Here is a 26,390-nt window from a genome sequence, read left to right on the forward strand (position 1 = left end):
TGAAAGCCGGCGAGTATACCGTAATCAGGCTGTCACGGCAGCCCGCCTGGCGGCTTTAGCGGCGAATGAAACCGATGGTTCATTCAATCCCCACCTGATTACGCCCATTGTTCTTCGCCAGGTACAGCCCCTTGTCCGCCGCCGAGATCAATTGACGGCAGTCGCCGCCCGGTTGCGGGGTCATGGTCGACAGGCCGATGCTGATGGTCAGGCTCGACCCTTCGACCGGGGAAATGTGCGCAATCTTCAGGGCGGCCACGGACTGGCGGAGTTTTTCCGCCACCAGCCGCGCGCCGCCCGGGGAAGTGTTGGGCAGGACCAGAGCGAATTCTTCGCCACCGTAACGTGCCGGCAGGTCCGAAGGTCTGGCGCTGGCGTCACGGATTGCCGTGGCCACCTTGCGCAGGGCTTCATCGCCGTCCAGGTGGCCGAAGCTGTCGTTGAAAGACTTGAAATAGTCGACATCGATCATCAGCAACGACAGCTGACTCTGGTCGCGTAGCGAGCGGCGCCACTCCAGCTCCAGGTATTCATCGAAGTGCCGGCGGTTCGACAGACCGGTCAGGCCGTCTGAGTTCATCAACCGTTGCAGCACCAGGTTGGTGTCGAGCAACTGCTGCTGGCTGACCCGCAGCGCCCGGTACGCCGCGTCACGCTGCAGCAGGGTCATGTAGGAACGCGAGTGATAGCGGATCCGCGCCACCAGTTCGATGTTGTCCGGCAGCTTGACCAGGTAATCATTGGCCCCGGCCGCAAACGCCGCGCTCTTGATCAGCGGGTCTTCCTTGGTCGACAGGACGATGATCGGAATATCCTTGGTCGCCGGGTGATTGCGGTATTCGCGCACCAGGGACAGGCCATCGAGCCCGGGCATGACCAGGTCCTGCAGGATCACCGTCGGCTTGATGCGGATCGCCTGGGCGATGGCCTGATGCGGGTCGGCGCAAAAGTGGAAGTCGATATTTTCTTCGTTCGACAAGCCGCGGCGCACCGCCTCGCCGATCATCGCCTGATCGTCTACCAACAACACCATGGCGGCGTTTTCGTCGGTTTTAAAGCCGTCGAGCTGTAAGTCATTCATGTGCGGTCACCTGAGTACTGCTTGGGCCGGGATTGCTGTTAAGGAGAGTCATCTGCTGAAAATTTCCAGCAATCGTGGCGCGATCTTGTCCAGTGGACGAATTTCTACGGCAGCGTCGATGGCGGCAGCTGCCTTGGGCATGCCGTACACCGCACTGCTGGATTGGTCCTGGGCGATGGTCAGGTAGCCCTGCTGGCGCATGAGTTTAAGCCCCTGTGCGCCATCGCGTCCCATTCCGGTTAACAAAACACCCACGGCATCGCCGCTCCAGTAATGGGCCACGCTCTCGAAAAACACGTCGATCGAGGGCCGATAGATCTCGTTGACCGGCTCGGCGGTGTAGGCGAGCGTGCCGTTTTTCAACAAGCGAATATGGTGGTTGGTGCCGGCCAGCAACACGGTGCCGGGCTGCGGTGGCTCGCCTTCCTGGGCCAGGCGCACGTTCAGGCCGCTGGCGCTGCTCAGCCATTCGGCCATGCCGGCGGCGAACACCTGGTCAACGTGCTGCACCAGCACAATGGCCGCCGGAAAGACCCGCGGCAGCCCCTTGAGCAATATTTCCAGCGCCGCCGGGCCGCCGGCGGATGAACCGATAGCGATCAGCCGCTGACGCGAGGCCGAACTGCGCAACGGGGTCGGCGCCGCGCGCTCCTGGTTGCCGCGGTCACCGATCAGCCAGCCAATGTTTATGATCTTGCGCAGCAAAGGTGCGGCGGCCTCCTGCGCATTGCCTGCACCCAATGCCGGCGTGTCGACTACATCCAGCGCGCCGTGGCCCATGGCCTCGAACACCCGATGCACATTCTGCTGGCGGTCGACCGTGACGATGACGATCGCGCAGGGGCTGTCGGCCATGATTCGCCGGGTCGCTTCCACGCCATCCATCACCGGCATGATCAAGTCCATCAGGATCAGGTCCGGGGTGTATTCGGCACAACGTTGCACCGCCTCGGCCCCGTTGCCGGCGACCCAGACCACCTCGTGTGCCGGCTCGAACGCCAAGGCCCGGCGCAAGGCTTCCACTGCCATGGGCATGTCGTTGACGATTGCGATTTTCATGCCCGCGCTCCTCCTATGAGCTCAACCACTGCATCGAGCAGGGCATCGTCATGAAAACTGGCTTTGGCTAGATAATAGTCGGCGCCTGCGTCCAGTCCACGACGGCGGTCTTCTTCGCGATCCTTATAGGACACCACCATCACCGGCAGCGATTGCAGGCGGTTGTCCCGGCGCAACAGCGACACCAGTTCGATGCCATCCATGCGCGGCATATCGATGTCGGTGATCAACAGATCGAAATCCTCCGAACGCAGCGCGTTCCAGCCATCCATGCCGTCCACCGCCACGGCCACGTCATAACCGCGATTGAGCAACAACTTGCGTTGCAGCTCGCGAACGGTCAGCGAGTCGTCGACCACCAGGATCCGTTTGCGAGCGGCCTCGACGACTTGGCTGCCCTGCCGGGCGATACGCTCCAGACGCCCGGTGTTGAGCAGTTTGTCGACCGAACGCAGCATGTCTTCGACGTCGACGATCAGCACCACCGAACCGTCGTCGAGCAGGGCCCCGGCGGAAATGTCCTGCACCTTGCCCAGGCGTTCGTCCAGCGGTAATACGACCAATGTCCGCTCACCGATAAAACGCTCGACGGCCACACCATAGATGGCCTCGCGTTCACGAATGACCACCACCTTGAGGGTCTGCTGGTTGTTCTGGCTCACCGGACGCTGCAACAACTGGCTGGCGGCGACCAGCCCGACGTGCCGGCCTTCGTGCCAGAAGTGCTGACGGCCCTCGACCTGCACGATGTCCGCCGGCTCCAGGTCGCACATGCGCTCGATGTGGGCCAGTGGAAAGGCATAGGCCTCGTCACCGACTTCCACCACCAGACTGCGCACCACCGACAGGGTCAGCGGCACTTCGAGGTGGAAATGGCTGCCCTCGCCCGCCGCTTGCTCCAGCACTACCGCACCGCGCAACTGCCGGACCATGTGTTGCACCGCATCCAGCCCGACGCCGCGTCCGGAGATCTCGGTGACTGTGTCCCGCAGGCTGAAACCGGGCAGGAACAGGAATGTCAGCAGCTCCTCTTCGCTCAATTGCCCGGCGGTCTCAGCCGGGGACAATTGGCGCTCGATGATGCTGCGGCGGACCTTTTCCAGATCGACGCCATTGCCGTCGTCGCTCAACTCCAGCACCAGCAGACCGGCCTGATGCGAGGCGCGCAGACGGATCAAGCCTTCAGCCGGTTTGCCGGCCAACAGACGTTGCTCCGGGGATTCGATGCCGTGGTCGACGGCGTTACGCAGCAGGTGTGTCAGCGGCGCTTCGAGTTTTTCCAGGACGTCGCGATCGACCTGGGTTTTCTCGCCCTCGATCTCCAGCCGCACCTGCTTGCCCAGGCTGCGGCCGAGGTCGCGGACCATCCGTACTTGCCCGGTCAACACATCGGCAAACGGCCGCATGCGACAGGCCAGCGCCGTGTCGTACAGCACTTGCGCCCGTTGACTGGCCTGCCAGGCGAACTCGTCCAGCTCGGCATTTTTTTCCACCAGCAACTGCTGGGATTCGGCCAACAGCCGACGGGCATCGTCGAGGGCCTCCTGGGCCTCCAGGCTCAAGGCATGCTCCTTGAGATGGACGTTGAGGTTTTCCAGGGCCCGCAGGCCGTTGCTCTGCAGACGCTTGAGCCGCTGCATGGTGGCCAGGTGCGGCTTGAGCCGCAGGGTTTCCACCAGGGATTTGCTGGACAGGTCGAGCAGGCTGTTCAAGCGTTCGGCCGTGACCCGCAGGACCCGCTCACCGTTTTCGGTGGTGCGTCTGGCCTTGGGTGCCGGCTCGACGTAAGCGGCGGGTTGCGGTTCGACGTCCAGCACCGATACCGGCATCGGCAACTCGACCCTGGGGGCCTGCAGCAGATCCTCGGCCATGAACGGCGCGATGGGGGTGCTGATCGGCACGGCAAGCGCCAGCGGGTCCAGTAATCGCTCCATCACGGCCACATAGGCCTCGATGTCCGCAGGACCTGGGCTATTGTCGGGCGTTGCGATGCGCAGCAGCAGATCGGTGCCTTGCAACAACGCATCGATGTGCTCGGGACGCAGGTACAGGCGCCCTTCCTGGGCACTGACCAGACAATCTTCCATCACATGGGCAACGCTGACGCCGGCATCGACCCCGACGATCCGCGCCGCGCCCTTGAGCGAGTGCGCCGCGCGCATGCACGATTCGAGATGATCGGCCTGGGTCGGATCGCGCTCCAGCGCCAGCAGACCTGCACTCAGCACTTGGGTCTGGGCTTCGGCCTCCATGCTGAACAGCTCCAGCAAAGAGGAGTCGCGCAATTGCTCTGGGGTCATGTGAGGCTCCGGGTCACGGCGGACAGCAACTGTTCTTCGTCCAGCCAACGCAGACTGCGGCCTTTGAACTGCAACACACCACGGGTGTATTTGGCGCTGGCCTGGGTGCCGGAGCGGGAGGCCGCCTCCAGGATGTGTTCATCGATGGCATGAATCCCGTCCACCTCATCCACCGGCACCACCACCGGCCCGCCGTGGGCGGCGATGATCAGCATCCGCGGCATGACCCGCGCGCCGGACGCTACGCTGCCGGCCCCATCGAGCCCGAGCAGCTCGACCAGCGACAGGCATGCCACCAGAGCACCGCGCACGTTAGCCACGCCGAGCAAGGCCCGGGAACGCTGGTGTGGCAAGGAGTGAATCGCTTGCAGCGGCGCCACTTCCACCAGGCTGCGAGTGACCAGGCCCAGCCATTCTTCGCCAAGACGGAACATCAACAGCGAACGGGTTTGCGCCTCGCGCTCGACCGTTGTCGAAACCTGTCCGTGATCTTTCTGCTGCAACGCATAGCGATCGAGCAAGCGCGTCGCGGCGGCGGAATACACCGCGCAGTTGCGGCAGTGAATGTGTTCGATCAGCAGCGGGCAGGACTTGTCGCCGTGGATACCGATACGGTTCCAGCAGTCATCGATGGCCTGGGCATCTTCATGGGTGAGGCTAAAGGTGTCGGCGGCGTTCATCGTTTACGCTCACTGTCAGCGGCGCGCTCGCTGCGGGCGGCGCGGGCCTGCAATCGTCTGGCACCCGCCGAGTCGCCCTGGGATTGCAGCAAGGCGGCCAGGTGCATCAAGGCGTCTGGGTGCTGCGGTTCGAGGTACAACGCCTTGCGGTAAAAACCCTGGGCCTGGAGGGCACTGCCGGCGACGTCGCTGAGCAGCCCCAGCCAGTAGAACACCTGGGCGACCGGTTCGTGGCTGCGCAGATAGCTCTCGCAGGCAGCGCGGGCTTCGGCACTTTTGCCTTCGTTGGCCAGTGCGGCGATGTTCGCCAGCAGTGCGGCAGCATCCGGGTTGGCCGTTTTGGTCATGACCGGTAGCGGCACCACCGTTGCAAACGGGCGGCTGCGAACCGGCGGCGGTGTCACGCTGCGCACCGGTTGGCGCACCGGTAGCGGCGTTGGAGTGAAGGTCGCCAGTGACACCGGCTGCGGCGCATGCTGCCGACTGAACGCAAAGGACTGCGCGATGCCGATCGAGCGCATGCCAAAGCGCCCCAACAGACTGCCCTCCGCGGGGCCGATGAACAGCACGCCGTCTACATGGGTCAGACGCTTGAGCACCTCGAAAACTTGCTGCTGGGTCGCCAGGTCAAAATAGATCAACAGGTTGCGGCAGAACACGAAATCATAGGGTGGCTCATTGGCCAGCAAGGCTGGATCCAGCAGATTGCCGACCTGCAAGCGCACTTGTTCAAGGACTCGCTCGTCGAGGCGATAGCCATCGTTTTCGGCAATGAAATGGCGGTCGCGAAACTCGATGTCCTGACCCCGAAATGAATTCTTGCCATACAGCGCCCGCTTGGCCTTTTCCACCGACAGCGGGCTGACATCCATGCCTTCGACCTTGAACTGATGCGGCTGCAACCCGGCATCGAGCAGCGCCATGGCAATGGAATACGGTTCTTCTCCGGTAGAACACGGCAGGCTGAGGATGCGCAGGGCACGCATGTTGTTGATGTCGGCCAGGCGCTTGGCGGCCAGTTTCGACAGTGTGACGAAAGACTCCGGATAACGGAAAAACCAGGTTTCGGGAACGATCACCGCTTCGATCAGCGCCTGCTGTTCATCCCGCGAACCCAGCAAGGTGTGCCAGTACTCATCGGCCGTCTGCGCTCGGCAGAACGTGCTGCGCTGGCGTACCGCACGCTCGATGATCGCCGGCCCCACCGAGGTCACGTCGAGGCCGATGCGTTCCTTGAGGAAATCGAAAAACCGTTGATCGCTGCTCATGGGCATTCCTCAAGCAGCGCCGGATCCAGCGGTGGCGACGGAAACAGCAGCGCGCGAACCGGCTCGCTCAGCAGATCGGCGACCCGCACCCATTGCAGCAGCCCTTGTGCATCTTCGCGGACAGGCCCGAGGTAGGGCGCCTGGCGATTATCCAGGCCATAGGGCTGAAAATCTTTCGGATTGCAGCGCAAGGTGTCGGTGGCCTGCTCCAGGATCAGCCCGAGCAATTGCGCCTGGGCGGTCTCACCCGGACGGTAATTGACCAGTACCAGGCGGGTACTGGTACGAGCCTGGGCCGGTGTACCGAACGTCAGCGCGCTGAGGTCGATCACCGGCACGACCGAGCCACGATAGGCGAACACCCCCGCCACCCAGGCCGGTGCCTGGGCAATCGGTTTCAACGGCAGGCGCGGCAGCACTTCCGCCACCTCGATGGCCTGCAAGGCATAGCGCTCGTTACCGATGCGGAACACCAGGAACAACGCCTGCAACGCCGGTTTCACCGCGGCGCGCTTGACCGTGAGTTCGCTCATCAGACTTTGAATCGCGATACGCCGCTACGCAGCCCTACAGCGACCTGGCTCAGTTCGTCGATGGCGAAACTGGCCTGGCGCAGGGACTCGACGGTCTGGCTGCTGGCATCGCCCAACTGCACCAGCGCATGGTTGATCTGCTCGGCGCCGGTGGCCTGTGCCTGCATGCCTTCGTTGACCATCAACACCCGTGGCGCCAGCGCTTGGACCTGATGAATGATCTGCGACAGTTGTTCACCGACTTGCTGCACCTCGGACATGCCGCGGCGCACTTCTTCAGAGAACTTGTCCATGCCCATGACCCCGGCCGACACGGCCGACTGGATCTCGCGCACCATCTGTTCGATGTCGTACGTGGCGACGGCGGTCTGATCCGCCAGACGGCGCACTTCGGTCGCCACCACGGCAAACCCGCGGCCATACTCGCCGGCCTTCTCCGCTTCGATGGCGGCGTTCAGCGACAACAGGTTGGTCTGGTCGGCGACCTTGACGATGGTCACCACCACCTGATTGATGTTGCCGGCCTTCTCGTTGAGGATCGCCAGCTTGGCGTTGACCAGATCCGCCGCCCCCATGACCGAGTGCATGGTCTCTTCCATCCGCGCCAGGCCCTGTTGGCCGGACCCGGCCAGCACCGAGGCCTGATCGGCGGCGGTGGACACTTCGGTCATGGTGCGCACCAGGTCACGGGAGGTGGCGGCGATTTCACGAGAGGTCGCACCGATTTCCGTGGTGGTGGCGGCGGTCTCGGTGGCAGTGGCTTGCTGTTGCTTGGAGGTGGCGGCGATCTCGGTCACCGAGGTAGTGACTTGTACCGACGAGCGCTGGGCCTGGGACACCAGGGACGTCAGCTCGGCCATCATGTCGTTGAAGCCGGTTTCCACCGCGCCGAATTCGTCCTTGCGCGCCAGGTCCAGGCGCCGGCTGAGGTCGCCGGTGCGCATGATTTCGAGTATTTCGACGATCCGGTTCATCGGCGCCATGATTGCGCGCATCAACAGCAGGCCGCAGAGGCCGGCGGCCAGCACCGCAATCAACAGGGAGATGCCCATGACGATTTTTGCGGTGAGCACCGCGTCATCGATGTTTGCGATGTCCAGGTCCGCCACCGCTTTGTTTTCGCGCAGGATGTCATTGAGTTTCATGCGACCTGCGGTCCAGGTCGGGGTCAGCTGTTCGTTGAACAACTTGATGGCTTGCGCTTCCTCATTGCGCTGATGCAGGTCGAGCACCGCCGCCAGAACCTTGTGGTAATTCTCGTTGTATTTTTCGAAGGCGGCGAATTCAACCTTGTCTTCATCTGTAGTGACGGTACCGCGATAGTTGCCTATCTGCTCTTGCAGCCGGGATTCGAATGATTTGAAGTCGGCGGCGTCCGCGGCGCTGAAGCCCTGCCCCTCCTTCAAGCCAAGCATTTCCTGGATCCGAAGATAGCTGTCGGACCAGGCGCCACGAATCATCGAGCTGTAATACACCCCGGGAAGTGCGTCTTCACGAACGCTGGCTTCGCTTTCTTCGATCTTCAACAGCCGTGAGTAGGAGACGACGACCATCAGCAGCATGATGGCGATAATTACCGCAAAGCTCGCCAAGATCCGTTGGCGCAACGTCCAGTTCTTCACAGTCAGTCCTCGAGGTATTTCCAAATGCTGCGGAGTATAGCCGAGGGTGGTGTATCAATATTAAAACGGTTGAGTGCTGTTTCTCATTCTGGCGGGAAAGTGGTGGGATTGGCCGAAGCCTGACGCACCTGTTTCTCCAGCTCGGCCTTCAACCCCGGATCAAGCTTGAGTTGACGGGCCAGTTCATCCAGGTAGGACTTCTCCATGAAGTTCTCCTCGTCCACCAGCATCACACTGGCGATGTACATCTCGGCGGCCATTTCCGGGGTGCTGGCGGCTCGAGCGACGTCGGTGGGGTCAAGCGGCTTGTTGAGTTCGGCGTGCAGCCAATGCTGCAGTTCCTGGTCGTTGTCGAGCTTGCTGAACTCGCCTTCGATCAATTCGCGCTCCCGGGCATCGACGTGGCCATCTGCCTTGGCGGCCGCCACCAGTGCCTTGAGGATCGCCTGGCTGTGCTGCTCGACCTGGTCGGCCGGCAAGCGGTCGATGGTTTGTGGTTCGGTCTTTGGCGCAGTGCCCTGCTGGGCCTGCCAGTTGCCGTAAGCCTTGTAGGCAATCACACCCAGCGCCGCAAGACCGCCGTAGATGGCGACCTTGCCGCCGACCGTGCGCACCTTTTTGTTGCCCAGCAGCAGGCCCATGGCCCCGGCTGCCAGGGCACCGCCGCCAGCGCCGGAGAGCAGCCCTCCCAGGCCGCCCGAGCCACTGCCACCGCCGAGCAAACCGCCCAGTCCGCTGGCCGCCGATTTGTTCTGCGCCCCGCCAGCCTTGTTCTGCAACAGGTCCTGGCCGGACTTGAGTAGCTGATCGAGCAATCCACGGGTGTTCATGTTTCGCCTCCAAAAAGGGGTTATCCGGATCAATAAGGCTACCAGCCTAGATCGAAAGTGCCCGAGACCCGGCCGCGAGAGTGCTTCGAGATGTTGCTTGGCTGTTGTTGAAAGCGCACTACGCTAACAATTAGCCGTACCGGCATCGGCTTCACCACGTTCAAAACTGCCCCGACCATAATTAAAGAAGAGGGAAACCCCATGTTCGTGCACAAGACCGCACTGCTCAGTGCAATCACCCCCTTGCTGTTGGCCAGTAGTGTCTTCGCCCAGGCCGCCGAACCGCTGAAGGCCGTCGGCGCCGGCGAAGGCCAGCTGGATATCGTGGCCTGGCCCGGCTACATCGAACGTGGCGAGAGCGACAAGGCCTACGACTGGGTGACCGGTTTCGAGAAGGAAACCGGGTGCAAGGTCAACGTCAAGACGGCGGCCACTTCCGATGAGATGGTCAGCCTGATGTCCAAGGGCGGTTACGATCTGGTGACTGCTTCCGGCGATGCTTCCCTGCGACTGATCGCCGGCAAGCGTGTGCAGCCCATCAACCCGGCGCTGATTCCGAACTGGAAAAACATCGACCCTCGTCTCAAGGATGGTCCGTGGTACGTGGTCAATAAACAGACTTTTGGCACCCCGTACCAATGGGGTCCGAACGTGTTGATGTACAACACCAACGTATTCAAGACGGCCCCTGACAGCTGGGGGGTGGTGTTCGAGGAGCAGACCTTGCCGGACGGCAAGTCCAACAAGGGCCGAGTCCAGGCCTACGATGGTCCGATCTATATCGCCGATGCGGCGCTTTACCTCAAGGCGAAGCGGCCGGAACTGGGGATCAAGGACCCATACCAGCTCAACGAAGAGCAATACAAGGCGGCACTGGACCTGCTACGCAAGCAACAGCCGTTGATCCACCGCTACTGGCATGACGCGACCGTCCAGATGAGTGACGTCAAGAACGAAGGTGTTGTGGCGTCGAGCACTTGGGGCTACATGGTCAATGGGCTGCTGGCGGACAAGCAGCCGGTGGCCTCGGTTATTCCCAAGGAGGGTGCAACGGGCTGGGCCGACACCACCATGCTGCACGCTGAAGCCAAGCACCCCAACTGTGCCTACAAGTGGATGGACTGGTCGTTGCAACCCAAGGTCCAGGGCGACCTCGCGGCCTGGTTCGGTTCGCTGCCGGCGGTTCCGGCCGCATGCAAGGAGAGCGAATTGCTCGGTGCCGAAGGTTGCAAGACCAACGGTTTCGACCAGTTCGAGCAGATCGCCTTCTGGAAAACCCCACAGGCGGAAGGCGGCAAGTTCGTGCCATACAGCCGCTGGACCCAAGATTACATCGCGATCATGGGCGGTCGTTGAGCCCTCTTCGCGAGCAGGCTCCCACATTTGACCGCATTCCACTGTGGGAGCGAGCCTGCTCGCGAAGCTCTTCGTTCAGATTTCCGGAGCACCGCACCATGACGCTTGCAGTCCAGTTCACCAACGTTTCCCGGCAGTTCGGCGAAGTAAAGGCCGTCGATCGGGTTTCCATCGATATCCAGGACGGCGAGTTCTTTTCCATGCTGGGCCCTTCGGGCTCGGGCAAAACGACCTGCCTGCGCCTGATCGCCGGTTTCGAACAACCGAGTGCAGGCTCCATCCGTATTCATGACCTCGAGGCCGCCGGGCTGCCGCCGTACCAGCGTGACGTGAACACCGTATTCCAGGATTACGCGCTGTTCCCGCACATGAACGTCCTGGACAACGTCGCCTATGGTTTGAAAGTCAAAGGTGTGGGCAAGGCCGAACGCCGCAAACGCGCCGAGGAAGCCCTCGACATGGTCGCCCTCGGCGGTTACGGCGAACGCAAGCCGGCGCAACTTTCCGGTGGTCAACGCCAGCGTGTGGCCCTGGCCCGCGCGCTGGTCAACCGCCCTCGGGTGTTGCTGCTCGACGAACCTCTGGGTGCCCTCGACCTCAAGCTGCGCGAGCAAATGCAAGGCGAGTTGAAGAAGTTGCAGCGTCAGCTCGGCATCACCTTCATCTTCGTCACCCACGATCAGACCGAAGCACTGTCGATGTCCGACCGCGTGGCGGTGTTCAACAAGGGTCGCATCGAGCAGGTCGACACGCCCCGCAACCTGTACATGAAACCGGCGACCACTTTCGTCGCAGAATTCGTTGGCACCTCCAATGTGATCCGCGGTGATCTGGCGCGGCAGTTGAGCGGCAATCCGCAACCGTTCTCGATTCGCCCCGAACACGTGCGTTTCGCCGAGGGCCCGCTGGCCAGCCATGAAATCGAAGTCAGCGGTCTGTTGCACGACATCCAGTACCAGGGCAGCGCTACGCGCTATGAATTGAAGCTGGAAAATGGCCAGACCCTGAACATCAGCCAGGCCAACGTCCAATGGCTGGATGTCGGTACTCGCCATCAGACCGGGCAACGCATCAGCGCGCGCTGGGCGCGGGAGGCGATGGTGCCGCTGCATGACAATGCTGTCGGCGGGGTGTGAAATGAACACCGTGGTTATCCCGCAACCCCCGGCCAGCGGTTCGCCGCTGCGCAGGTTTTCCAACCTGCTGTACCGCCGGCCCAACCTGTACCTGTCGCTGCTGCTGATACCGCCACTGCTGTGGTTCGGCGCGATCTACCTCGGTTCGCTGCTGGTCCTGCTGTGGCAAGGTTTCTACACCTTCGATGACTTCACCATGGCGGTCACGCCCGAGCTGACCCTGGCGAACTTCGCAGCGCTGTTCCAACCGTCGAACTTCGACATCATTGTGCGCACACTGAGCATGGCCGTGTTCGTGTCGATCGCCAGCGCGGTGGTGGCGTTTCCGATCGCCTACTACATGGCGCGCTACACCACTGGCAAAACCAAGGCGTTTTTCTACATCGCGGTGATGATGCCCATGTGGGCCAGCTACATCGTCAAGGCGTATGCCTGGACCTTGCTGCTGGCCAAGGGCGGCGTCGCGCAGTGGTTCGTCCAACACCTGGGCCTGGAGCCGGTGTTGCAATGGGTGCTGGGCATTCCGGGGGTGGGCGGCAGCACCTTGTCGACCTCGAATCTGGGACGCTTCATGGTATTTGTCTACATCTGGCTGCCGTTCATGATCCTGCCGATCCAGGCTTCACTTGAACGCCTGCCCCCATCGCTGCTGCAAGCCTCGGCAGACCTCGGGGCCACGCCGCGCCAGACCTTCATGCAAGTGACGTTGCCGCTGTCGATTCCCGGCATTGCCGCCGGCTCCATCTTCACTTTTTCCCTGACCCTGGGCGACTTCATCGTGCCGCAACTGGTGGGCCCGCCAGGCTACTTCGTGGGCAGCATGGTTTATGCCCAGCAAGGCGCGATCGGCAACATGCCGATGGCCGCGGCCTTCACGTTGGTGCCGATCGTGCTGATCGCCATCTACCTGTCCATCGTCAAGCGACTGGGGGCTTTCGATGCGCTCTAAATCCGTAAAACAGGGCGATCAAGCGTCACTGGCTCTGCGCATCGCCGCCTGGGGCGGGTTGATATTTCTGCACTTCCCGATCCTGATCATCTTCCTGTACGCCTTCAACACCGAGGACGCGGCGTTCAGTTTTCCGCCCAGGGGCTTCACCCTGAAGTGGATCGGCGTGGCGTTCTCCCGGCCCGACGTGCTGGAAGCGATCAAGCTGTCATTGCAGGTTGCAGCCGTTGCTACACTTATTGCACTGGTCCTTGGCACGTTGGCGTCGGCGGCCTTGTACCGGCGCGATTTCTTCGGCAAGCAAGGCATCTCGCTGATGTTGATCCTGCCGATCGCCTTGCCGGGGATCATTACCGGTATCGCGCTGCTGGCGACCTTCAAGACTCTGGGCATCGAGCCGGGGATGTTCACCATCATCGTCGGCCACGCGACCTTCTGCGTGGTGATCGTCTACAACAACGTCATCGCCCGCTTGCGTCGCACTTCACACAATTTGATCGAGGCCTCGATGGACCTCGGCGCCGATGGCTGGCAGACCTTCCGCTACATCATCCTGCCAAACCTCGGCTCGGCGTTGCTGGCCGGCGGCATGCTCGCCTTTGCGCTGTCGTTCGACGAGATCATCGTCACCACCTTTACCGCCGGCCATGAACGCACCCTGCCGCTGTGGCTGCTCAACCAGCTCAGCCGACCGCGGGATGTGCCGGTGACCAACGTCATCGCGATGCTGGTGATGATGGTGACCATGCTGCCGATCCTCGGGGCGTATTACCTGACCCGTGGCGGGGAAAGCGTGGCCGGTAGCGGAGGGAAATAACTGTGTTGAGGAGGACAGAACCATGCAAACCCAACTCTTGATCAACGGCCAACTGATCGACGGCGAAGGCCCTCCCCAACCGGTGTTCAACCCGGCGCTGGGGCGTGTGCTGGTGGAGATCAATGAAGCCAGCGAAGCCCAGGTCGATGCAGCCGTGCGTGCCGCCGACAACGCCTTCGAAAGCTGGTCGCAGACCACGCCGAAAGAACGCTCGCTGCTGCTGCTCAAACTCGCGGACACCATCGAAGCCCATGGCGAAGAACTGGCCAGACTCGAATCCGATAACTGCGGTAAACCCTACAGTGCCGCGCTGAACGACGAGATTCCGGCGATTGCCGACGTGTTCCGTTTCTTCGCCGGCGCCAGCCGTTGCATGAGCGGTTCGGCCGGCGGTGAATACCTGCCCGGTCACACCTCGATGATCCGCCGTGACCCGGTGGGCGTGATCGCCTCCATTGCGCCGTGGAACTACCCGCTGATGATGGTCGCCTGGAAAATCGCCCCGGCCTTGGCCGCCGGTAATACCGTGGTGCTCAAGCCGTCGGAACAGACCCCACTGACCGCGTTGCGCCTGGCGCAGCTGGCATCGGAAATTTTACCGGCCGGTGTGCTCAATCTGGTGTTCGGCCGTGGCCCTACGGTCGGCATCCCGCTGGTCACCCATCCGAAGGTGCGCATGGTGTCGCTGACCGGCTCGATCGCTACGGGCTCGAACATCATTTCCAGCACCGCCGACAGCGTCAAACGCATGCACATGGAATTGGGCGGCAAGGCCCCGGTGATCATCTTCGACGACGCCGACATCGACGCCGCCGTGGAAGGCATTCGCACCTTCGGCTTCTACAACGCCGGCCAGGACTGCACTGCCGCGTGCCGTATCTATGCGCAGGAAGGCATTTACGACGCGTTCGTCGAGAAGCTTGGCGCGGCGGTCAGCAGCATCAAGTACGGCGCGCAGGATGATCCCTCGACCGAGCTGGGCCCGCTGATCACCGCGCAACATCGCGACCGCGTGGCCGGGTTCGTCGAGCGTGCCGTGGCGCAGCCGCATATCCGCTTGATCACAGGCGGCAAGGCGGTGGAAGGCGATGGCTATTTCTTCGAGCCGACGGTGCTTGCCGACGCGCAACAGGATGACGAAATCGTCCGCCGCGAAGTGTTCGGGCCGGTGGTGTCAGTGACCCGATTCGCCGATGAAACTCAGGTACTGGGCTGGGCCAACGATTCGGACTACGGCCTGGCCTCGTCGGTCTGGACCGCGGACGTCGGTCGTGCGCATCGTCTTTCGGCACGCCTGCAGTACGGCTGCACCTGGGTGAACACCCACTTCATGCTGGTCAGCGAAATGCCCCACGGCGGTCAGAAACACTCCGGGTATGGCAAGGACATGTCCATGTTTGGGTTGGAGGACTACAGCGTGGTGCGGCATGTGATGTTCAAGCATTAACGCGCAAAGATCGTAGCCTGCGGCAGCTCGGGAGACTGCGGACTATGCGAAATCTACGGTCCTTGCGGTCCATGCAGGAGCTGTCGCGGGTTGCAATCTTTTGACGAATCCATCGACAGGGGTGTTCGCCCGGCGCAATCGACGGCATGGGGGCCTCCATGCATTTCGAAATACATCCACGCTGTTTGTTTTGTTTTCGCCCGCTAAAGTTTCCTCAATCCAATGCACGCAGTATTGGTTGACGAAAGTCAGGGTAAGGCTTAGGGTGTTTACATAGTTTACAACGTATACACCTTTAGGAGAGCCACCATGGCCTCGCCAGTTTTATCCTTTCGCGTTGAAGAGCTGTTGGCCCAACAACTGGATCAGTTGGCAGCAGCCACCGATCGTGACCGTCAGTACCATCTCAAGCGTGCGTTGGTTCGATATGTAGAAGCCGAGTCATGGCATCTACAAGCCATAAGTGACGGCATAGCGGATGCCGACGCGGGAAGACTTACCAATCTTGACGCCGTGAAGGCTAAGTGGGCAAAACGTGCCGAGTGTAGTACTGACTGAAAAAGCTGAAAACGACCTCGAGGCCATTCATGAGTACTACCAGGGTGTTGTTGGTGCCGAGGCTGCGACAGAGATCATTTCGACGATTTTGCAGTCTTTCCATCAGCTGGAACAATTCCCGGGATCGGGCAGGCCCTCTGTCATGCCGGATGTGCGTGAACTGGTATTGGGTCAGTATCCCTTTATCGCGCCTTATCGATTGATGCATGGCCAAATACAAGTGTTGCGTGTTCTATATCAGCGTTCAGAACGACCGCAGGATTGGTAAAAGACGACATCCAGCCGCAGCAAAATCGCTACCGCTGGATGCCGCACCTCCTCAAAACCGCGAAACACTCCTCATCGCATCCACCAGATAGCGCATGGCAATTCGATCACTCTCCGATAACTCGCGATACCGCTCGACCAATTTCATTTCCTCGGAATTGAGCCGACGCCTCCTGCGCCCGGTAATCAGGCATGGAAAGATTCCCAACATTTCGGTGATGCCTTGTACTTTCGACATGGACGATGTCCTTCTATACGTCAGAGAAAACTTGAAAAGCCGCATCGCCCTACCCTTTTTTCAGCAGTCACCTTGTGCCAACTGAATCTCACCGGCCTGAGGGCAGAAACCGGTCATGCCCATAGAATAGGAAGTTATTCAGGCTGAAAAGCGTTTTTTAGAGTAATTAGTCGAAAAAAGCAGAAATGCCCTATAAATCAGAAAGGCCTGTCGGAAATTTTTACTGACATGTCTTGTTTCATTGCCGCGCTATCGTCACGCCATCAATCATTTTTTCTGCGCGACCGAACGGTTTAAGCTATTTGTTATCTGTTTAAAGTCCGTTGCGTTTGGCCGAAGGCATGTCCGAACCTCCATTTTTGATCCAATGTGCCAGGAACGGCGCGGGATTGTTCACGACAGGTTGTACTTATGCACCGCAGGAATTTGCTCAAAGCGTCCATGGCCATCGCGGCTTACACCGGTCTATCGGCCTCCGGCCTGCTGGCCGTCCGAGCCTGGGCCGGTAACGGTGCGGCGGATGGCGAAGCCCAGGCGTTTGACTTTGAAGCGCTGAAGATCCAGGCCAAGCAACTCGCGGGTAACCGCTACCAGGACACCAAGCAGGTGCTGCCGCCGACCCTGGCGACCATGACCCCGCAGAACTTCAACGCGATCCGCTACGATGGCGACCACTCCCTGTGGAAAGACCTGAAGGGTCAACTGGACGTGCAGTTTTTCCACGTCGGCATGGGTTTCAAGCAGCCGGTACGCATGTACAGCGTCGATCCCAAGACGCGCCAGGCGCGCGAGGTGCATTTCCGCCCATCCCTGTTCAACTATGAAAAAACCACCGTCGACACCAAGCAACTCACGGGCGACCTGGGTTTTTCCGGGTTCAAGCTGTTCAAGGCCCCGGAGCTGGACAGGCATGACGTGCTGTCCTTCCTTGGTGCCAGTTATTTCCGCGCGGTAGATGCCACTGGCCAGTACGGTCTGTCGGCTCGCGGTCTCGCGATCGATACCTATGCCAAAAAGCGCGAGGAGTTTCCGGACTTCACCAAGTTCTGGTTCGAGACGCCGGGCAAGGACAGCACCCGCTTCGTGGTCTACGCCCTGCTGGATTCGCCAAGCGCCACCGGCGCCTATCGTTTCGACATCGATTGCCAGGCTGAACGCGTGGTGATGGAGATCGATGCGCACATCAATGCGCGCACCGCCATCGAACAGCTGGGCATCGCACCGATGACCAGCATGTTCAGCTGCGGCACCCATGAGCGCCGCATGTGCGACACCATTCATCCGCAAATCCACGACTCCGATCGCCTGGCGATGTGGCGCGGTAATGGCGAGTGGATCTGCCGTCCGCTGAACAATCCGGCCACCCTGCAATTCAACGCATTCGCCGACACCGATCCGAAAGGTTTCGGCCTGGTACAGACCGATCACGAGTTCGCCAATTATCAGGACACCGTTGACTGGTACAGCAAGCGTCCAAGCCTGTGGGTAGAACCGACGACCGCATGGGGCGAAGGCTCCATCGATCTGTTGGAGATTCCTACGACCGGCGAAACCCTCGACAACATCGTCGCCTTCTGGACTCCGAAAAAACCGGTGGCCGCCGGCGACTCGCTGAACTACGGCTACAAGCTCTACTGGAGCGCGCTGCCACCAGTAAGTACGCCGCTGGCGCGGGTGCACGCGACCCGTTCGGGCATGGGCGGCTTCATCGAAGGCTGGGCGCCGGGCGAGCATTACCCGGAAGTCTGGGCCCGCCGGTTCGCCGTGGACTTCACGGGCGGCGGTCTGGATCGCCTGCCGGAAGGCGCGGGAATCGAGCCGGTGGTGACTTGCTCCAATGGCGAAGTGAAAGACTTCAACGTGCTGGTACTGGATGACATCAAGGGCTATCGGATCACGTTCGACTGGTTCCCGACCAACGACAGCGTGGCGCCGGTGGAGCTGCGGTTGTTCATTCGCACCAATGACCGGACCTTGAGTGAAACCTGGTTGTACCAATACTTCCCGCCGGCGCCGGAGAAGCGCAAGTACACCTGAAGGTAAGTGGCTGTCTGGGCGGGCCCCTTCGCGGGCAAGCCTCGCTCCTACGGAACAGGTGATGAGCGCTCCGTCCCCTTGTAGGAGCGAGGCTTGCCCGCGAAGACGGCTGAACAGACGACAAATATCTCCACTGAAAAACACAAAAGCCCCGATCAACTCGACCGGGGCTTTCTGGTTTTACAGCCTCACTCAATCCCGCAAATCCGACTCATGAATCGGCTGCTCCCGATGGGTTGCCCGCTGGTATTGCGCTGGCCAGATGGCCTTGCGCCCACCCAGGTCGTCATCGGCATGCAGAGGCCAGTACGGATCACGTAGCAGTTCCCGGGCCAGGAAGATGATGTCGGCCTGACAGGTGCGCAATATGTGCTCGGCCTGAGCAGGTTCGGTAATCATCCCTACAGTGCCGGTGGCAATGCCTGACTCCTTGCGCACCCGTTCGGCAAAGCGGGTCTGATAACCAGGCCCTGTCGGAATCTCGGCATTGACCGCCGTGCCACCTGACGACACGTCGATCAGGTCCACGCCCAAGCCCTGAAGGCGCCGCGCCAGCTCGACGGTTTCATCGGGGTTCCAACCGTCTTCCACCCAATCGGTAGCCGACACCCGCACGAACAGCGGTAATTCCTCGGGCCAGACCGCACGCACCGCCTCGGTGACTTGCAGCACCAGCCGAATTCTATTCTCGAACGAGCCGCCATATTGATCGCGTCGCTGATTACTCAAGGGCGACAGGAACTGGTGCAACAGATAACCATGGGCGGCATGTATCTCGACTACTTTGAAGCCGGCGGTCAGCGCTCTTTTGGCCGAGTCGACAAAGGCCTGTATGACGTCGGCGATCTGGCCTTCATCGAGCTGTCTGGGTTGAGTGTGCTGGGGATCGAACGCGATAGGCGAAGGACCGACCGGAACCCAGCCACCGTCATCGGGTTTGACGCTGCCATGCTTGCCCAGCCACGGCCTGTAAGTGCTGGCCTTGCGCCCGGCATGGGCCAGCTGAATGCCGGCCACGGCGCCCTGGGCCGTAATGAAGCGGGTGATACGTTGCAGGGGTTCGATCTGTTCATCGTTCCACAGGCCGAGGTCATCGGCGGTGATGCGTCCATCGGCAGTGACGGCCGTGGCTTCGGTAAACACCAGGCCGGCGCCGCCGACAGCGCGGCTGCCTAGGTGGACCAGGTGCCAGTCGTTGGCCAGGCCATCGACGCTCGAGTACTGGCACATCGGCGAGACCGCAATGCGGTTGAGCAGGGTCAATTGGCGAACGGTATAGGGTTCAAGCAGCAGACTCATGGGGCACCTCTCGAATCAGTGGGCAGGCTCCAGGGTTCTGTTTGAAAGTCGACGAGTGACAGGAAAAAAAGCTGCAGCACCCGCCCCCGCGGGCAAAAAATTCGACAAGACGTCACAAGGATTATCAAGCAGTGCTTAGAGCCTAGTCGACATCGGGGGATGGTGGAGGGTTCAGATGGAATGGTGTCAGGAAGATCGCTTTCGCGGGCAAGCCTCGCTCCTACGGATCACCGATAACCGTAGGAGCGAGGCTTGCCCGCGAAGGGGTTCAACGCGGTTCGATGTGGGCAATCATCAACTGCACGGTTTCATTCCCACGAAACTCGTTGAGGTCGAGCTTGTAGGCCAATTCCACCCATTTGATGGTCGGGTTCGGCCAGATGTCACGGTCGATACCGAAGGCAATGCCATCGAGTTTCACCGAGCCACATTCGCTTCTGAGCACCACCTTGAGGTGCCGTTCGCCGACGACGCGCTGCTCAACCAACTGGAACACCCCGTGAAACAACGGCTCCGGGAAGTGCTGACCCCAGGGACCGGCATGACGCAGGGCACGGGCCAGTTCCAGGTGGAATTCCTCGACCGCCAGGGTGCCGTCCGACAGCAGGCGCCCCGTCAGGTCTTCTTCGCGCAACTGCCGACGCACTTCCGCGTCGAAGGCTTCGGCGAACAACGGAAAATTCGCTTCCGGCAATGTCAGGCCAGCCGCCATGGCATGGCCGCCGTATTTGCTGATCAGATTCGGATGCTGCGCCGCGACCACGCTCAAGGCGTCGCGAATATGAAATCCCTGGACCGAACGCCCCGAGCCCTTGAGCAGGCCATTGCCGGCATCGGCAAAGGCGATGGTCGGACGGAAATAGCGCTCTTTCATGCGCGAGGCGAGGATTCCGATGACACCCTGGTGCCACTCGGGATCAAACAGGCACAGCCCGAACGGCATCGATTCCACCGGCAGGTCCTTGAGCTGGGCCAGCGCCTCACGCTGCATGCCCTGCTCGATGGATTTGCGATCCTGGTTCATGCCGTCGAGCTGGGCCGCCATTTCACGCGCCAGATCTACGTCTTCGGTGAGCAGGCACTCAATGCCCAGACTCATGTCATCCAGTCGACCGGCTGCGTTCAGCCGTGGCCCGACAATGAACCCCAGATCGGTGGAGGTAATGCGCGCAGGGTCACGCTTGGCCACTTCGAGGATCGCCTTGATCCCCGGGCGAGCACGCCCGGCGCGGATCCGCTCCAGACCCTGATGCACCAGAATCCGGTTGTTGGCATCCAGCGGCACCACGTCGGCGACGCTGCCGAGCGCCACCAGGTCCAGCAACTCGCCGATGTTCGGCTGCGGCTTGCTCTCGTACCAGCCCAGGCTGCGCAGACGCGCACGCAGGGCCATCAGTACATAGAAAATCACCCCGACACCGGCCAGCGCCTTGCTCGGGAACCCGCAACCCGGCTGGTTGGGGTTGACGATGGCATCCGCCAATGGCAGCTCATCGCCAGGCAAGTGGTGGTCGGTGACCAACACCTTCAACCCGGCCTTTTTCGCCGCCGCCACGCCTTCGACACTGGAGATGCCGTTGTCCACGGTGATCAGCAGTTGAGGATCGCGGGTCAATGCGACTTCGACGATTTCCGGGGTCAGCCCATAGCCATATTCGAACCGGTTCGGCACCAGATAGTCGACGTGAGCCGCGCCCAACAGCTGCAACCCAAGCATGCCCACGGTACTGGCCGTCGCACCGTCAGCGTCGAAGTCACCGACGATCAGAATCCGCTGGCGCTGCTCCAGCGCCGTCACCAGCAGGTCAACCGCGCCCTCGATGCCCTTCAGTTGCTGGAACGGAATCAACCGCGCCAGGCTTTTATCCAGCTCGGCTTCGGACTGCACGCCACGCGCCGCGTAGAGACGGGTCAGCAGCGGTGGCAGATCACCGAGGAATGGCAGGGTGTCGGGCAACAGGCGAGGTTCGATGCGCATGGGGTGACAGGTGCTTCTCTTGAATACGTGGGACAAAACCGGGTGATGCGCTACAGCGGCGGTCAATCAGCCGCGTTCGCCGCTCAGCCACTGCAACTGTACTTCGTGCTGGCCGCGGTCGTCGGTAACGAAAATCGTCCCTTCGCTGATCATCACGTCCCACTTGATAACGCGCGGCATGTCCTTGGCCAGGGTTTCCAGCACGTCCTGAGGTACCGCGGCGATGTGCACGTTTTTCAGGTTCTTGATCGCCGGGATCACTTTGGTTTCCCAGACGCGCAGGCTGCCGTAGGCCAGCAGGCTGGTGCGCTCGGTGCGGCGCGAGCACCAGGTCAGGCGATCGGCGTCCGGCTGGCCGACTTCGATCCAGTGCAGCACACGGTCGTCGAGGCTCTTTTCCCACAAGGCTGGTTCATCGACGTCTGACAGACCGCGACCAAATGATAGCTGCTCGTTGTACCAGAAGGCGTAGGCCAGCAGCCGCACGGTCATGCGTTCTTCGGTTTCCGAAGGGTGACGGGCGATGGTCTGCTTCACGCTCTCGTAGATGCTGCGGTCGAGGTCGGTGAGGTTCAGTTCAAACTTGTAGGTCGTGGACGGCTGGGCCATGAACGGGCTTCTTGATACGTGGAAAGGCGGCAAGTCTAACCGATGCAACAGGCAATCAACGAATTGAAGGCGAATCAACCTCGAGCGGCTGACGCCGGGCTATGCTAAAACGCTCTACCCGTTAAGCCTATGTCCTACAGGATCCAGCATGCCGTTCACCGCCAAACCGCTCTCAGGTCTGAAAGTCATTGAATTGGGCACGTTGATCGCCGGGCCGTTTGCCTCGCGCATTTGTGGTGAATTCGGTGCCGAAGTGATCAAGATTGAATCCCCGGACGGTGGTGACCCACTGCGCAAATGGCGCAAGTTGTACGAAGGCACCTCGCTGTGGTGGTTCGTCCAGGCCCGCAACAAGAAATCCCTGACGCTGAACCTCAAGCATCCGGACGGTCTGGCGATTCTGAAAAAGCTGCTCGGCGAAGCGGACATTCTGATCGAGAATTTTCGCCCGGGAGTCCTGGAAAAACTCGGCCTGGGCTGGGAAGTCCTGCACGCATTGAATCCGAAACTGGTGATGGTGCGTCTATCGGGATTCGGTCAGACCGGACCGATGAAAGATCAACCAGGTTTTGGTGCCGTCGGTGAATCCATGGGCGGTCTGCGCTACATCACCGGCTTTGAAGACCGGCCACCGGTGCGCACCGGAATCTCCATCGGCGATTCGATTGCCGCACTGTGGGGCGTGATTGGTGCGTTGATGGCGCTGCGGCATCGCGAGGTCAATGGCGGCCTGGGCCAAGTGGTCGATGTGGCGTTGTATGAAGCGATCTTCGCCATGATGGAAAGCATGGTCCCGGAGTTCGACGTGTTCGGCTTCATCCGCGAACGCACCGGCAACATCATGCCCGGCATCACGCCCTCCTCGATCCACACCAGCGCCGATGGCAAACATGTGCAGATCGGTGCCAATGGCGATGCCATTTTCAAACGCTTCATGCTGATCATTGGCCGGGAAGACCTGGCCAACGACCCGCAATTGGCCAGCAACGATGGGCGCGATAGCCGTCGCGACGAGATTTACGGGGTCATTGATCGCTGGGTCAACTCGCTGCCGCTGGACGCCATCATCGAACAGTTGAATCAGGCTGACGTACCCGCCAGTCGGATCTTCAGTGCCGAAGACATGTTTAGCGATCCGCAATACCTGGCCAGGGAAATGTTCCTCAAGGCCAAGCTGCCGGACGGCAAAGACTTCAAGATGCCGGGGATCGTGCCGAAACTCTCAGAGACCCCCGGTACATCGGAATGGGTCGGGCCGCAGTTGGGCGAACACAATGCGCAGGTACTGAACGACCTTGGTTACGACAAGGAACAGATCGCAAAGCTGCGTGAAGACGGCGCCATCTAAGCTGCAACGCCTGTCTGCGAGGCTCATCAATCACTGCCTGTCGTGCGGCGGACGGGCGCTGGGTGCATGGGCGGTTTTCTTCTTGCTGGCCTGTCAGGCTCAGCCGGCGTTGGCGCAGCCCAAGCAAACCCTGGTCTGGCTGTTGCGCGATCTTCCACCGCTGATGATTTTTGAAGGACCGCAAAAGGGCCAGGGCGTCATCGATCAACTGCTGCCGTTACTGATCGCCCGCATGCCGCAATACGAACACACCCTGATGCGGGTCAATCGCGCTCGCGGCTTGCAAATGCTGCACGAGCCATCCCTCACTTGCGATGCGGCGCTGAACTGGAGCAAGGAGCGCGCCAGCTGGATGGTATTTTCCATCCCGGTGTTTCGGGCCATGAGTAATGGCCTTGCCGTGCGGCGCGTCGATCGGGCAGTGGTGACACCCTTTATCAAGGAAGGCGAAGTGGACTTGGCCGCCCTGCTGGCCAGTGGCCGCGAGACGTTGGGGATTATTGCCGAACGCAACTATGGCGAGTACCTCGATGCACTGCTCAAACAAGCGCCGGCCCATGCGCTGACCCTGCACTATGGCAATGACGCGTTAGGTAGCCTGTTACAGATGCAACGCCTGGGGCGCTTGCGATTGCTGTTGGGGTACCGCTCGGAGATCCGCTACCAGGCCCGGCAGCAAGGGATCGCGGAAGATCAATTGCAGTTCTACCCGATTCGCGGCACGGGCAAATACCTGTCCGGTCACATCGGCTGTACGGACACCCCCCAGGGTCGGCAGGCGATCATCGAGATCAATCAACTGCTGCGCAATCTGCCCCACGAGCAATTGAGCGAGGCCTACGCCGCCTGGCTGGACCCGGAAAGTCGCAGCGAATACCTGGAAGCCAGCAGGGCATTTTTCAACCAGCAGACCGGGCAATGACAAATCGCGAACAAAAAGAAACCCCGAGAAGTGGGGAGACGACTCGGGGTTAAACGTGGCCTACATAAAGACCAGTAACAACAAGCTACAAGCACCGGAGCACAATGCTTGATCCTGCTGTTACATGCTCTGACCGACTTTGGTGCAGGAAGGTTCCCACAAAAGACAACTCAATTTCGGTTGACCAGGGGCTTGCCCTGGGCAACATTGCGTAACGCCGCGATAACGCAGGGCTCCAGACGTCCTTCGGCAATCAGCACATCGCGATGCAATCCGTCGACCACATCCGTCAGCAGACGCTTATCGGTCAATTGTGCCTGATTGAATTCCCGTTCGACCACAATGGCGCCAGTCGAATTTTTCAATGTCACCAGGCATTCGCCCTGGGTCCCCGATGGGGTCAACGTAACCTGATACGGGCTCAGAGCCTCACCGAGCAATAGACTGATACTTTCCATCTCGATCACCACTCAATAGTCCGAAAACAAAGTGCCTGGGGCGTGTCTACTGTAAATGACCACTGGTCCGGGAAGAAAGTTCTGGATACCGGTTGCAGACGCTTCGGCGTCTCTGGTTGATTAAGCATGCACGGCTAAGATGACAATGACAAAACAGAGGGCGGCCGCATCACGCCTGCTTTTTATACTTGCCGATCTCGCTCCATCCGCCCAGCAGGCCACGCAATTTTCCGTCTGCGCTGTAGAACGGCACCGCCCATTGGTAAATATCCCTGGGCCCACTCTTGAACAGCAACTGACGCTCACTGAAGCTCGTCTTGCGAGTACCCAGCTGCGCCATGAGCTCGGCGTGCAGCAGTTCGGCGGTTTCCCTGGGCAAGATATCGAGTTCGATCAACTGCCGTCCCTGAACCTGGTCGAAGCGAGTCGACAAGCTTTCTTCATAACTTTTGTTGCACATGACCAACCGTCCTTCCAGATCACGAACAAACACCGGATCGGGCATGCCATCCATCAATGCATGCTGAAAAGCCAGCTGATCACGAAGATCCATATCGGCCTCCAGACGCTGCTTGCTCACGGCCCTGAGCCGACGATGCCAAAGTATCGAAAGGACGAACATGCCGGCAACCACCACGCCCCACCAGCTCCAGTTGGTGAGCGATTGCCAGGGAGCGTGCACTGACGGTGCACTTGCACTGGACCATTTCAATCGAATGGCGCGCAACTCCGCAGGTGGAAACGCTTCTAGCGCCTTGTTGAGAATACTCAGCAACTGCGGCTGACCTTTGCCTAGCGACAGGTAATCGGCGTCCCATTTGCCCTCAACCACATTCCCGACCTTGAGCTGCCCCGACGGATAAACATGCGCCCCGATCTCGGAGTAGATAGTGGCATAGGCCTCACCGATTTCGACCAGCGCCCGGGCCTCGGCATAGGTCTTGACCGAATGCAAATGGATGGCGGGATAGTCACGGCGAATCACAGGCTCGAGGGCATGCCTGGCCGGCAACACCAACACTCGTCCCGACAGTTGCTGCAGGGATCGCACCCGTGGCTCCCCTGCCCGTCCGATCAATACCCAACCTGCGCCACCGAACGCGTGGCTGAAATCCAGAAACGTTTTGCGCTCGTCGTTCATCGACAGCAGCGTACTCATATTCGCCGAGCCGCTTTCCAGCTGCGCCAGCATCTGCTCGGTGGAAAACATCTCTTCATGCACAAATTGCAGTCCGGTCATGGCGCTGATGCGATTGAGCACATCATCGTACAACCCGCTCCATTGACCACGCTCATCCTTGAACAGATACAGCGGATACTGCTTGGACGCGACAATGACTCGCGGATGCTCGGCGATCCATTGCAGTTCCTGAGCATTCAGTCTGATCGTCGCGCTTGCGACTGCGACCTTGGATTCAGGATTCGCCAAATGCGCCGCCATCACCCAATGAGCGACGCCCATGGCACCGAGCAAAAACATCCAGCACGCGACTGGTTTCAATCCTCTGAAAAATAACATTGCCACTTCCTTGTTCATTGAATCACCTGTCCTTGATGGGCGATTCCTCATATTCGAAATACGACAAGTGTGACACCCG

Annotated in this window: 24 protein-coding genes; 10 read left to right on the forward strand and 14 right to left on the reverse strand. The window is 60.5% G+C overall.

Going from position 1 to position 26,390, the window contains the following annotated elements; genetic code table 11:
* Window positions 1–79 precede the first annotated feature (79 nt).
* The 8 genes from ACA041_RS26435 to ACA041_RS26470 all read right to left on the reverse strand — a co-directional run bounded on the left by ACA041_RS26435 (window position 80) and on the right by ACA041_RS26470 (window position 9,373).
* The gene (locus ACA041_RS26435; RefSeq protein ID WP_497438518.1) at window positions 80–1,081 is read right to left on the reverse strand and encodes a diguanylate cyclase domain-containing protein; all 1,002 of its coding nucleotides are present in this window, start codon (window positions 1,079–1,081) and stop codon (window positions 80–82) included.
* Window positions 1,082–1,129: 48 nt separating this feature from the next.
* On the reverse strand, window positions 1,130–2,140 hold the full coding sequence (locus ACA041_RS26440) for a chemotaxis response regulator protein-glutamate methylesterase (protein ID WP_497438519.1): 1,011 nt from the start codon (window positions 2,138–2,140) through the stop codon (window positions 1,130–1,132).
* Window positions 2,137–4,440, reverse strand: a complete 2,304-nt coding sequence (locus tag ACA041_RS26445; protein WP_497438520.1) for a hybrid sensor histidine kinase/response regulator — start codon at window positions 4,438–4,440, stop codon at window positions 2,137–2,139. Before ACA041_RS26445 ends, ACA041_RS26440 begins: the two co-directional genes overlap by 4 nt.
* Window positions 4,437–5,120, reverse strand: a complete 684-nt coding sequence (locus ACA041_RS26450) for a chemotaxis protein CheW (RefSeq protein ID WP_497438521.1) — start codon at window positions 5,118–5,120, stop codon at window positions 4,437–4,439. Before ACA041_RS26450 ends, ACA041_RS26445 begins: the two co-directional genes overlap by 4 nt.
* Window positions 5,117–6,388: a CheR family methyltransferase gene (locus ACA041_RS26455; protein ID WP_497438522.1), complete on the reverse strand. Its 1,272-nt coding sequence runs from the start codon at window positions 6,386–6,388 to the stop codon at window positions 5,117–5,119. Before ACA041_RS26455 ends, ACA041_RS26450 begins: the two co-directional genes overlap by 4 nt.
* On the reverse strand, window positions 6,385–6,921 hold the full coding sequence (locus ACA041_RS26460; RefSeq protein WP_497438523.1) for a chemotaxis protein CheW: 537 nt from the start codon (window positions 6,919–6,921) through the stop codon (window positions 6,385–6,387). The genes ACA041_RS26455 and ACA041_RS26460 overlap by 4 nt, the downstream gene beginning before the upstream one ends.
* Entirely contained in the window at window positions 6,921–8,543 is a 1,623-nt protein-coding gene (locus tag ACA041_RS26465; protein WP_497438524.1) for a methyl-accepting chemotaxis protein, read from the reverse strand. Before ACA041_RS26465 ends, ACA041_RS26460 begins: the two co-directional genes overlap by 1 nt.
* An 83-nt stretch (window positions 8,544–8,626) precedes the next feature.
* Window positions 8,627–9,373, reverse strand: a complete 747-nt coding sequence (locus tag ACA041_RS26470) for a tellurite resistance TerB family protein (RefSeq protein WP_497438525.1) — start codon at window positions 9,371–9,373, stop codon at window positions 8,627–8,629.
* Between the two features lie 201 nt (window positions 9,374–9,574).
* Here ACA041_RS26470 and ydcS point away from each other — a divergent pair, with 201 nt between their 5' ends.
* From ydcS to ACA041_RS26505, 7 genes are all read left to right on the forward strand, one after another.
* Window positions 9,575–10,729 (forward strand): putative ABC transporter substrate-binding protein YdcS, encoded by a 1,155-nt coding sequence (gene ydcS, locus ACA041_RS26475; RefSeq protein WP_497438526.1) that lies wholly within the window; start codon window positions 9,575–9,577, stop codon window positions 10,727–10,729.
* 98 nt (window positions 10,730–10,827) lie between these two features.
* Entirely contained in the window at window positions 10,828–11,865 is a 1,038-nt protein-coding gene (locus tag ACA041_RS26480; RefSeq protein WP_497438527.1) for an ABC transporter ATP-binding protein, read from the forward strand.
* A 1-nt stretch (window position 11,866) separates the two neighbouring features.
* The gene (locus ACA041_RS26485; RefSeq protein WP_497442177.1) at window positions 11,867–12,814 is read left to right on the forward strand and encodes an ABC transporter permease; all 948 of its coding nucleotides are present in this window, start codon (window positions 11,867–11,869) and stop codon (window positions 12,812–12,814) included.
* On the forward strand, window positions 12,804–13,631 hold the full coding sequence (locus tag ACA041_RS26490) for an ABC transporter permease (protein WP_497438528.1): 828 nt from the start codon (window positions 12,804–12,806) through the stop codon (window positions 13,629–13,631). Before ACA041_RS26485 ends, ACA041_RS26490 begins: the two co-directional genes overlap by 11 nt.
* 22 nt (window positions 13,632–13,653) lie before the next feature.
* Entirely contained in the window at window positions 13,654–15,078 is a 1,425-nt protein-coding gene (locus tag ACA041_RS26495) for a gamma-aminobutyraldehyde dehydrogenase (RefSeq protein WP_497438529.1), read from the forward strand.
* A gap of 309 nt (window positions 15,079–15,387) precedes the next feature.
* The gene (locus ACA041_RS26500) at window positions 15,388–15,636 is read left to right on the forward strand and encodes a CopG family ribbon-helix-helix protein (protein ID WP_497438530.1); all 249 of its coding nucleotides are present in this window, start codon (window positions 15,388–15,390) and stop codon (window positions 15,634–15,636) included.
* Window positions 15,614–15,904, forward strand: coding sequence for a type II toxin-antitoxin system RelE/ParE family toxin (locus ACA041_RS26505; protein ID WP_497438531.1), 291 nt, complete (start codon window positions 15,614–15,616; stop codon window positions 15,902–15,904). The genes ACA041_RS26500 and ACA041_RS26505 overlap by 23 nt, the downstream gene beginning before the upstream one ends.
* 51 nt (window positions 15,905–15,955) lie before the next feature.
* On the opposite strand, the gene ACA041_RS26510 is transcribed toward ACA041_RS26505, so the two are convergent.
* Window positions 15,956–16,141, reverse strand: coding sequence for a hypothetical protein (locus ACA041_RS26510; protein ID WP_497438532.1), 186 nt, complete (start codon window positions 16,139–16,141; stop codon window positions 15,956–15,958).
* Between the two features lie 411 nt (window positions 16,142–16,552).
* On the opposite strand from ACA041_RS26510, the gene ACA041_RS26515 reads away from it, so the two are divergent.
* Entirely contained in the window at window positions 16,553–18,178 is a 1,626-nt protein-coding gene (locus ACA041_RS26515; protein WP_497438533.1) for a glucan biosynthesis protein D, read from the forward strand.
* 192 nt (window positions 18,179–18,370) lie between these two features.
* Here the strand turns inward: ACA041_RS26515 and ACA041_RS26520 are convergent, their stop codons facing one another.
* The 3 genes from ACA041_RS26520 to ACA041_RS26530 form a co-directional block, all read right to left on the reverse strand.
* A complete protein-coding gene (locus ACA041_RS26520; RefSeq protein WP_497438534.1) occupies window positions 18,371–19,477 on the reverse strand; it encodes an NADH:flavin oxidoreductase/NADH oxidase in 1,107 nt (368 codons plus the stop codon).
* Window positions 19,478–19,745: 268 nt separating this feature from the next.
* Entirely contained in the window at window positions 19,746–21,455 is a 1,710-nt protein-coding gene (gene recJ / locus ACA041_RS26525) for a single-stranded-DNA-specific exonuclease RecJ (protein WP_497438535.1), read from the reverse strand.
* A 66-nt stretch (window positions 21,456–21,521) separates the two neighbouring features.
* Complete coding sequence (locus ACA041_RS26530; RefSeq protein WP_064676042.1) at window positions 21,522–22,064, reverse strand: YaeQ family protein; 543 nt, start codon at window positions 22,062–22,064, stop codon at window positions 21,522–21,524.
* A 148-nt stretch (window positions 22,065–22,212) separates the two neighbouring features.
* Here ACA041_RS26530 and ACA041_RS26535 point away from each other — a divergent pair, with 148 nt between their 5' ends.
* Together ACA041_RS26535 and ACA041_RS26540 are read left to right on the forward strand one after the other, a co-directional pair.
* Window positions 22,213–23,412, forward strand: coding sequence for a CaiB/BaiF CoA transferase family protein (locus ACA041_RS26535; RefSeq protein ID WP_497438536.1), 1,200 nt, complete (start codon window positions 22,213–22,215; stop codon window positions 23,410–23,412).
* Window positions 23,393–24,334 (forward strand): TIGR02285 family protein, encoded by a 942-nt coding sequence (locus tag ACA041_RS26540; protein WP_497438537.1) that lies wholly within the window; start codon window positions 23,393–23,395, stop codon window positions 24,332–24,334. The genes ACA041_RS26535 and ACA041_RS26540 overlap by 20 nt, the downstream gene beginning before the upstream one ends.
* 170 nt (window positions 24,335–24,504) lie before the next feature.
* Here the strand turns inward: ACA041_RS26540 and ACA041_RS26545 are convergent, their stop codons facing one another.
* Window positions 24,505–24,792 (reverse strand): DUF3509 domain-containing protein, encoded by a 288-nt coding sequence (locus ACA041_RS26545; RefSeq protein ID WP_497438538.1) that lies wholly within the window; start codon window positions 24,790–24,792, stop codon window positions 24,505–24,507.
* 169 nt (window positions 24,793–24,961) lie between these two features.
* Window positions 24,962–26,311 carry a transporter substrate-binding domain-containing protein gene (locus ACA041_RS26550; protein ID WP_497442178.1) on the reverse strand — a complete coding sequence of 450 codons (1,350 nt, stop codon included), beginning with the start codon at window positions 26,309–26,311 and terminating at the stop codon, window positions 24,962–24,964.
* Window positions 26,312–26,390 lie beyond the last annotated feature (79 nt).

The organism is Pseudomonas sp. LBUM1676, from assembly GCF_059695605.1.

Bases quoted from the DNA above. Each gene is read 5' to 3' on its own strand.
- ACA041_RS26435 (WP_497438518.1), bottom strand. From the start codon at position 1,081: ATGAATGACTTACAGCTCGACGGCTTTAAAACCGACGAAAACGCCGCC.
- ACA041_RS26440 (WP_497438519.1), bottom strand. From the start codon at position 2,140: ATGAAAATCGCAATCGTCAACGACATGCCCATGGCAGTGGAAGCCTTG.
- ACA041_RS26445 (WP_497438520.1), bottom strand. From the start codon at position 4,440: ATGACCCCAGAGCAATTGCGCGACTCCTCTTTGCTGGAGCTGTTCAGC.
- ACA041_RS26450 (WP_497438521.1), bottom strand. From the start codon at position 5,120: ATGAACGCCGCCGACACCTTTAGCCTCACCCATGAAGATGCCCAGGCC.
- ACA041_RS26455 (WP_497438522.1), bottom strand. From the start codon at position 6,388: ATGAGCAGCGATCAACGGTTTTTCGATTTCCTCAAGGAACGCATCGGC.
- ACA041_RS26460 (WP_497438523.1), bottom strand. From the start codon at position 6,921: ATGAGCGAACTCACGGTCAAGCGCGCCGCGGTGAAACCGGCGTTGCAG.
- ACA041_RS26470 (WP_497438525.1), bottom strand. From the start codon at position 9,373: ATGAACACCCGTGGATTGCTCGATCAGCTACTCAAGTCCGGCCAGGAC.
- ydcS (WP_497438526.1), top strand. From the start codon at position 9,575: ATGTTCGTGCACAAGACCGCACTGCTCAGTGCAATCACCCCCTTGCTG.
- ACA041_RS26480 (WP_497438527.1), top strand. From the start codon at position 10,828: ATGACGCTTGCAGTCCAGTTCACCAACGTTTCCCGGCAGTTCGGCGAA.
- ACA041_RS26485 (WP_497442177.1), top strand. From the start codon at position 11,867: ATGAACACCGTGGTTATCCCGCAACCCCCGGCCAGCGGTTCGCCGCTG.
- ACA041_RS26490 (WP_497438528.1), top strand. From the start codon at position 12,804: ATGCGCTCTAAATCCGTAAAACAGGGCGATCAAGCGTCACTGGCTCTG.
- ACA041_RS26495 (WP_497438529.1), top strand. From the start codon at position 13,654: ATGCAAACCCAACTCTTGATCAACGGCCAACTGATCGACGGCGAAGGC.
- ACA041_RS26500 (WP_497438530.1), top strand. From the start codon at position 15,388: ATGGCCTCGCCAGTTTTATCCTTTCGCGTTGAAGAGCTGTTGGCCCAA.
- ACA041_RS26510 (WP_497438532.1), bottom strand. From the start codon at position 16,141: ATGTCGAAAGTACAAGGCATCACCGAAATGTTGGGAATCTTTCCATGC.
- ACA041_RS26515 (WP_497438533.1), top strand. From the start codon at position 16,553: ATGCACCGCAGGAATTTGCTCAAAGCGTCCATGGCCATCGCGGCTTAC.
- ACA041_RS26520 (WP_497438534.1), bottom strand. From the start codon at position 19,477: ATGAGTCTGCTGCTTGAACCCTATACCGTTCGCCAATTGACCCTGCTC.
- recJ (WP_497438535.1), bottom strand. From the start codon at position 21,455: ATGCGCATCGAACCTCGCCTGTTGCCCGACACCCTGCCATTCCTCGGT.
- ACA041_RS26530 (WP_064676042.1), bottom strand. From the start codon at position 22,064: ATGGCCCAGCCGTCCACGACCTACAAGTTTGAACTGAACCTCACCGAC.
- ACA041_RS26535 (WP_497438536.1), top strand. From the start codon at position 22,213: ATGCCGTTCACCGCCAAACCGCTCTCAGGTCTGAAAGTCATTGAATTG.
- ACA041_RS26545 (WP_497438538.1), bottom strand. From the start codon at position 24,792: ATGGAAAGTATCAGTCTATTGCTCGGTGAGGCTCTGAGCCCGTATCAG.
- ACA041_RS26550 (WP_497442178.1), bottom strand. From the start codon at position 26,311: ATGTTATTTTTCAGAGGATTGAAACCAGTCGCGTGCTGGATGTTTTTG.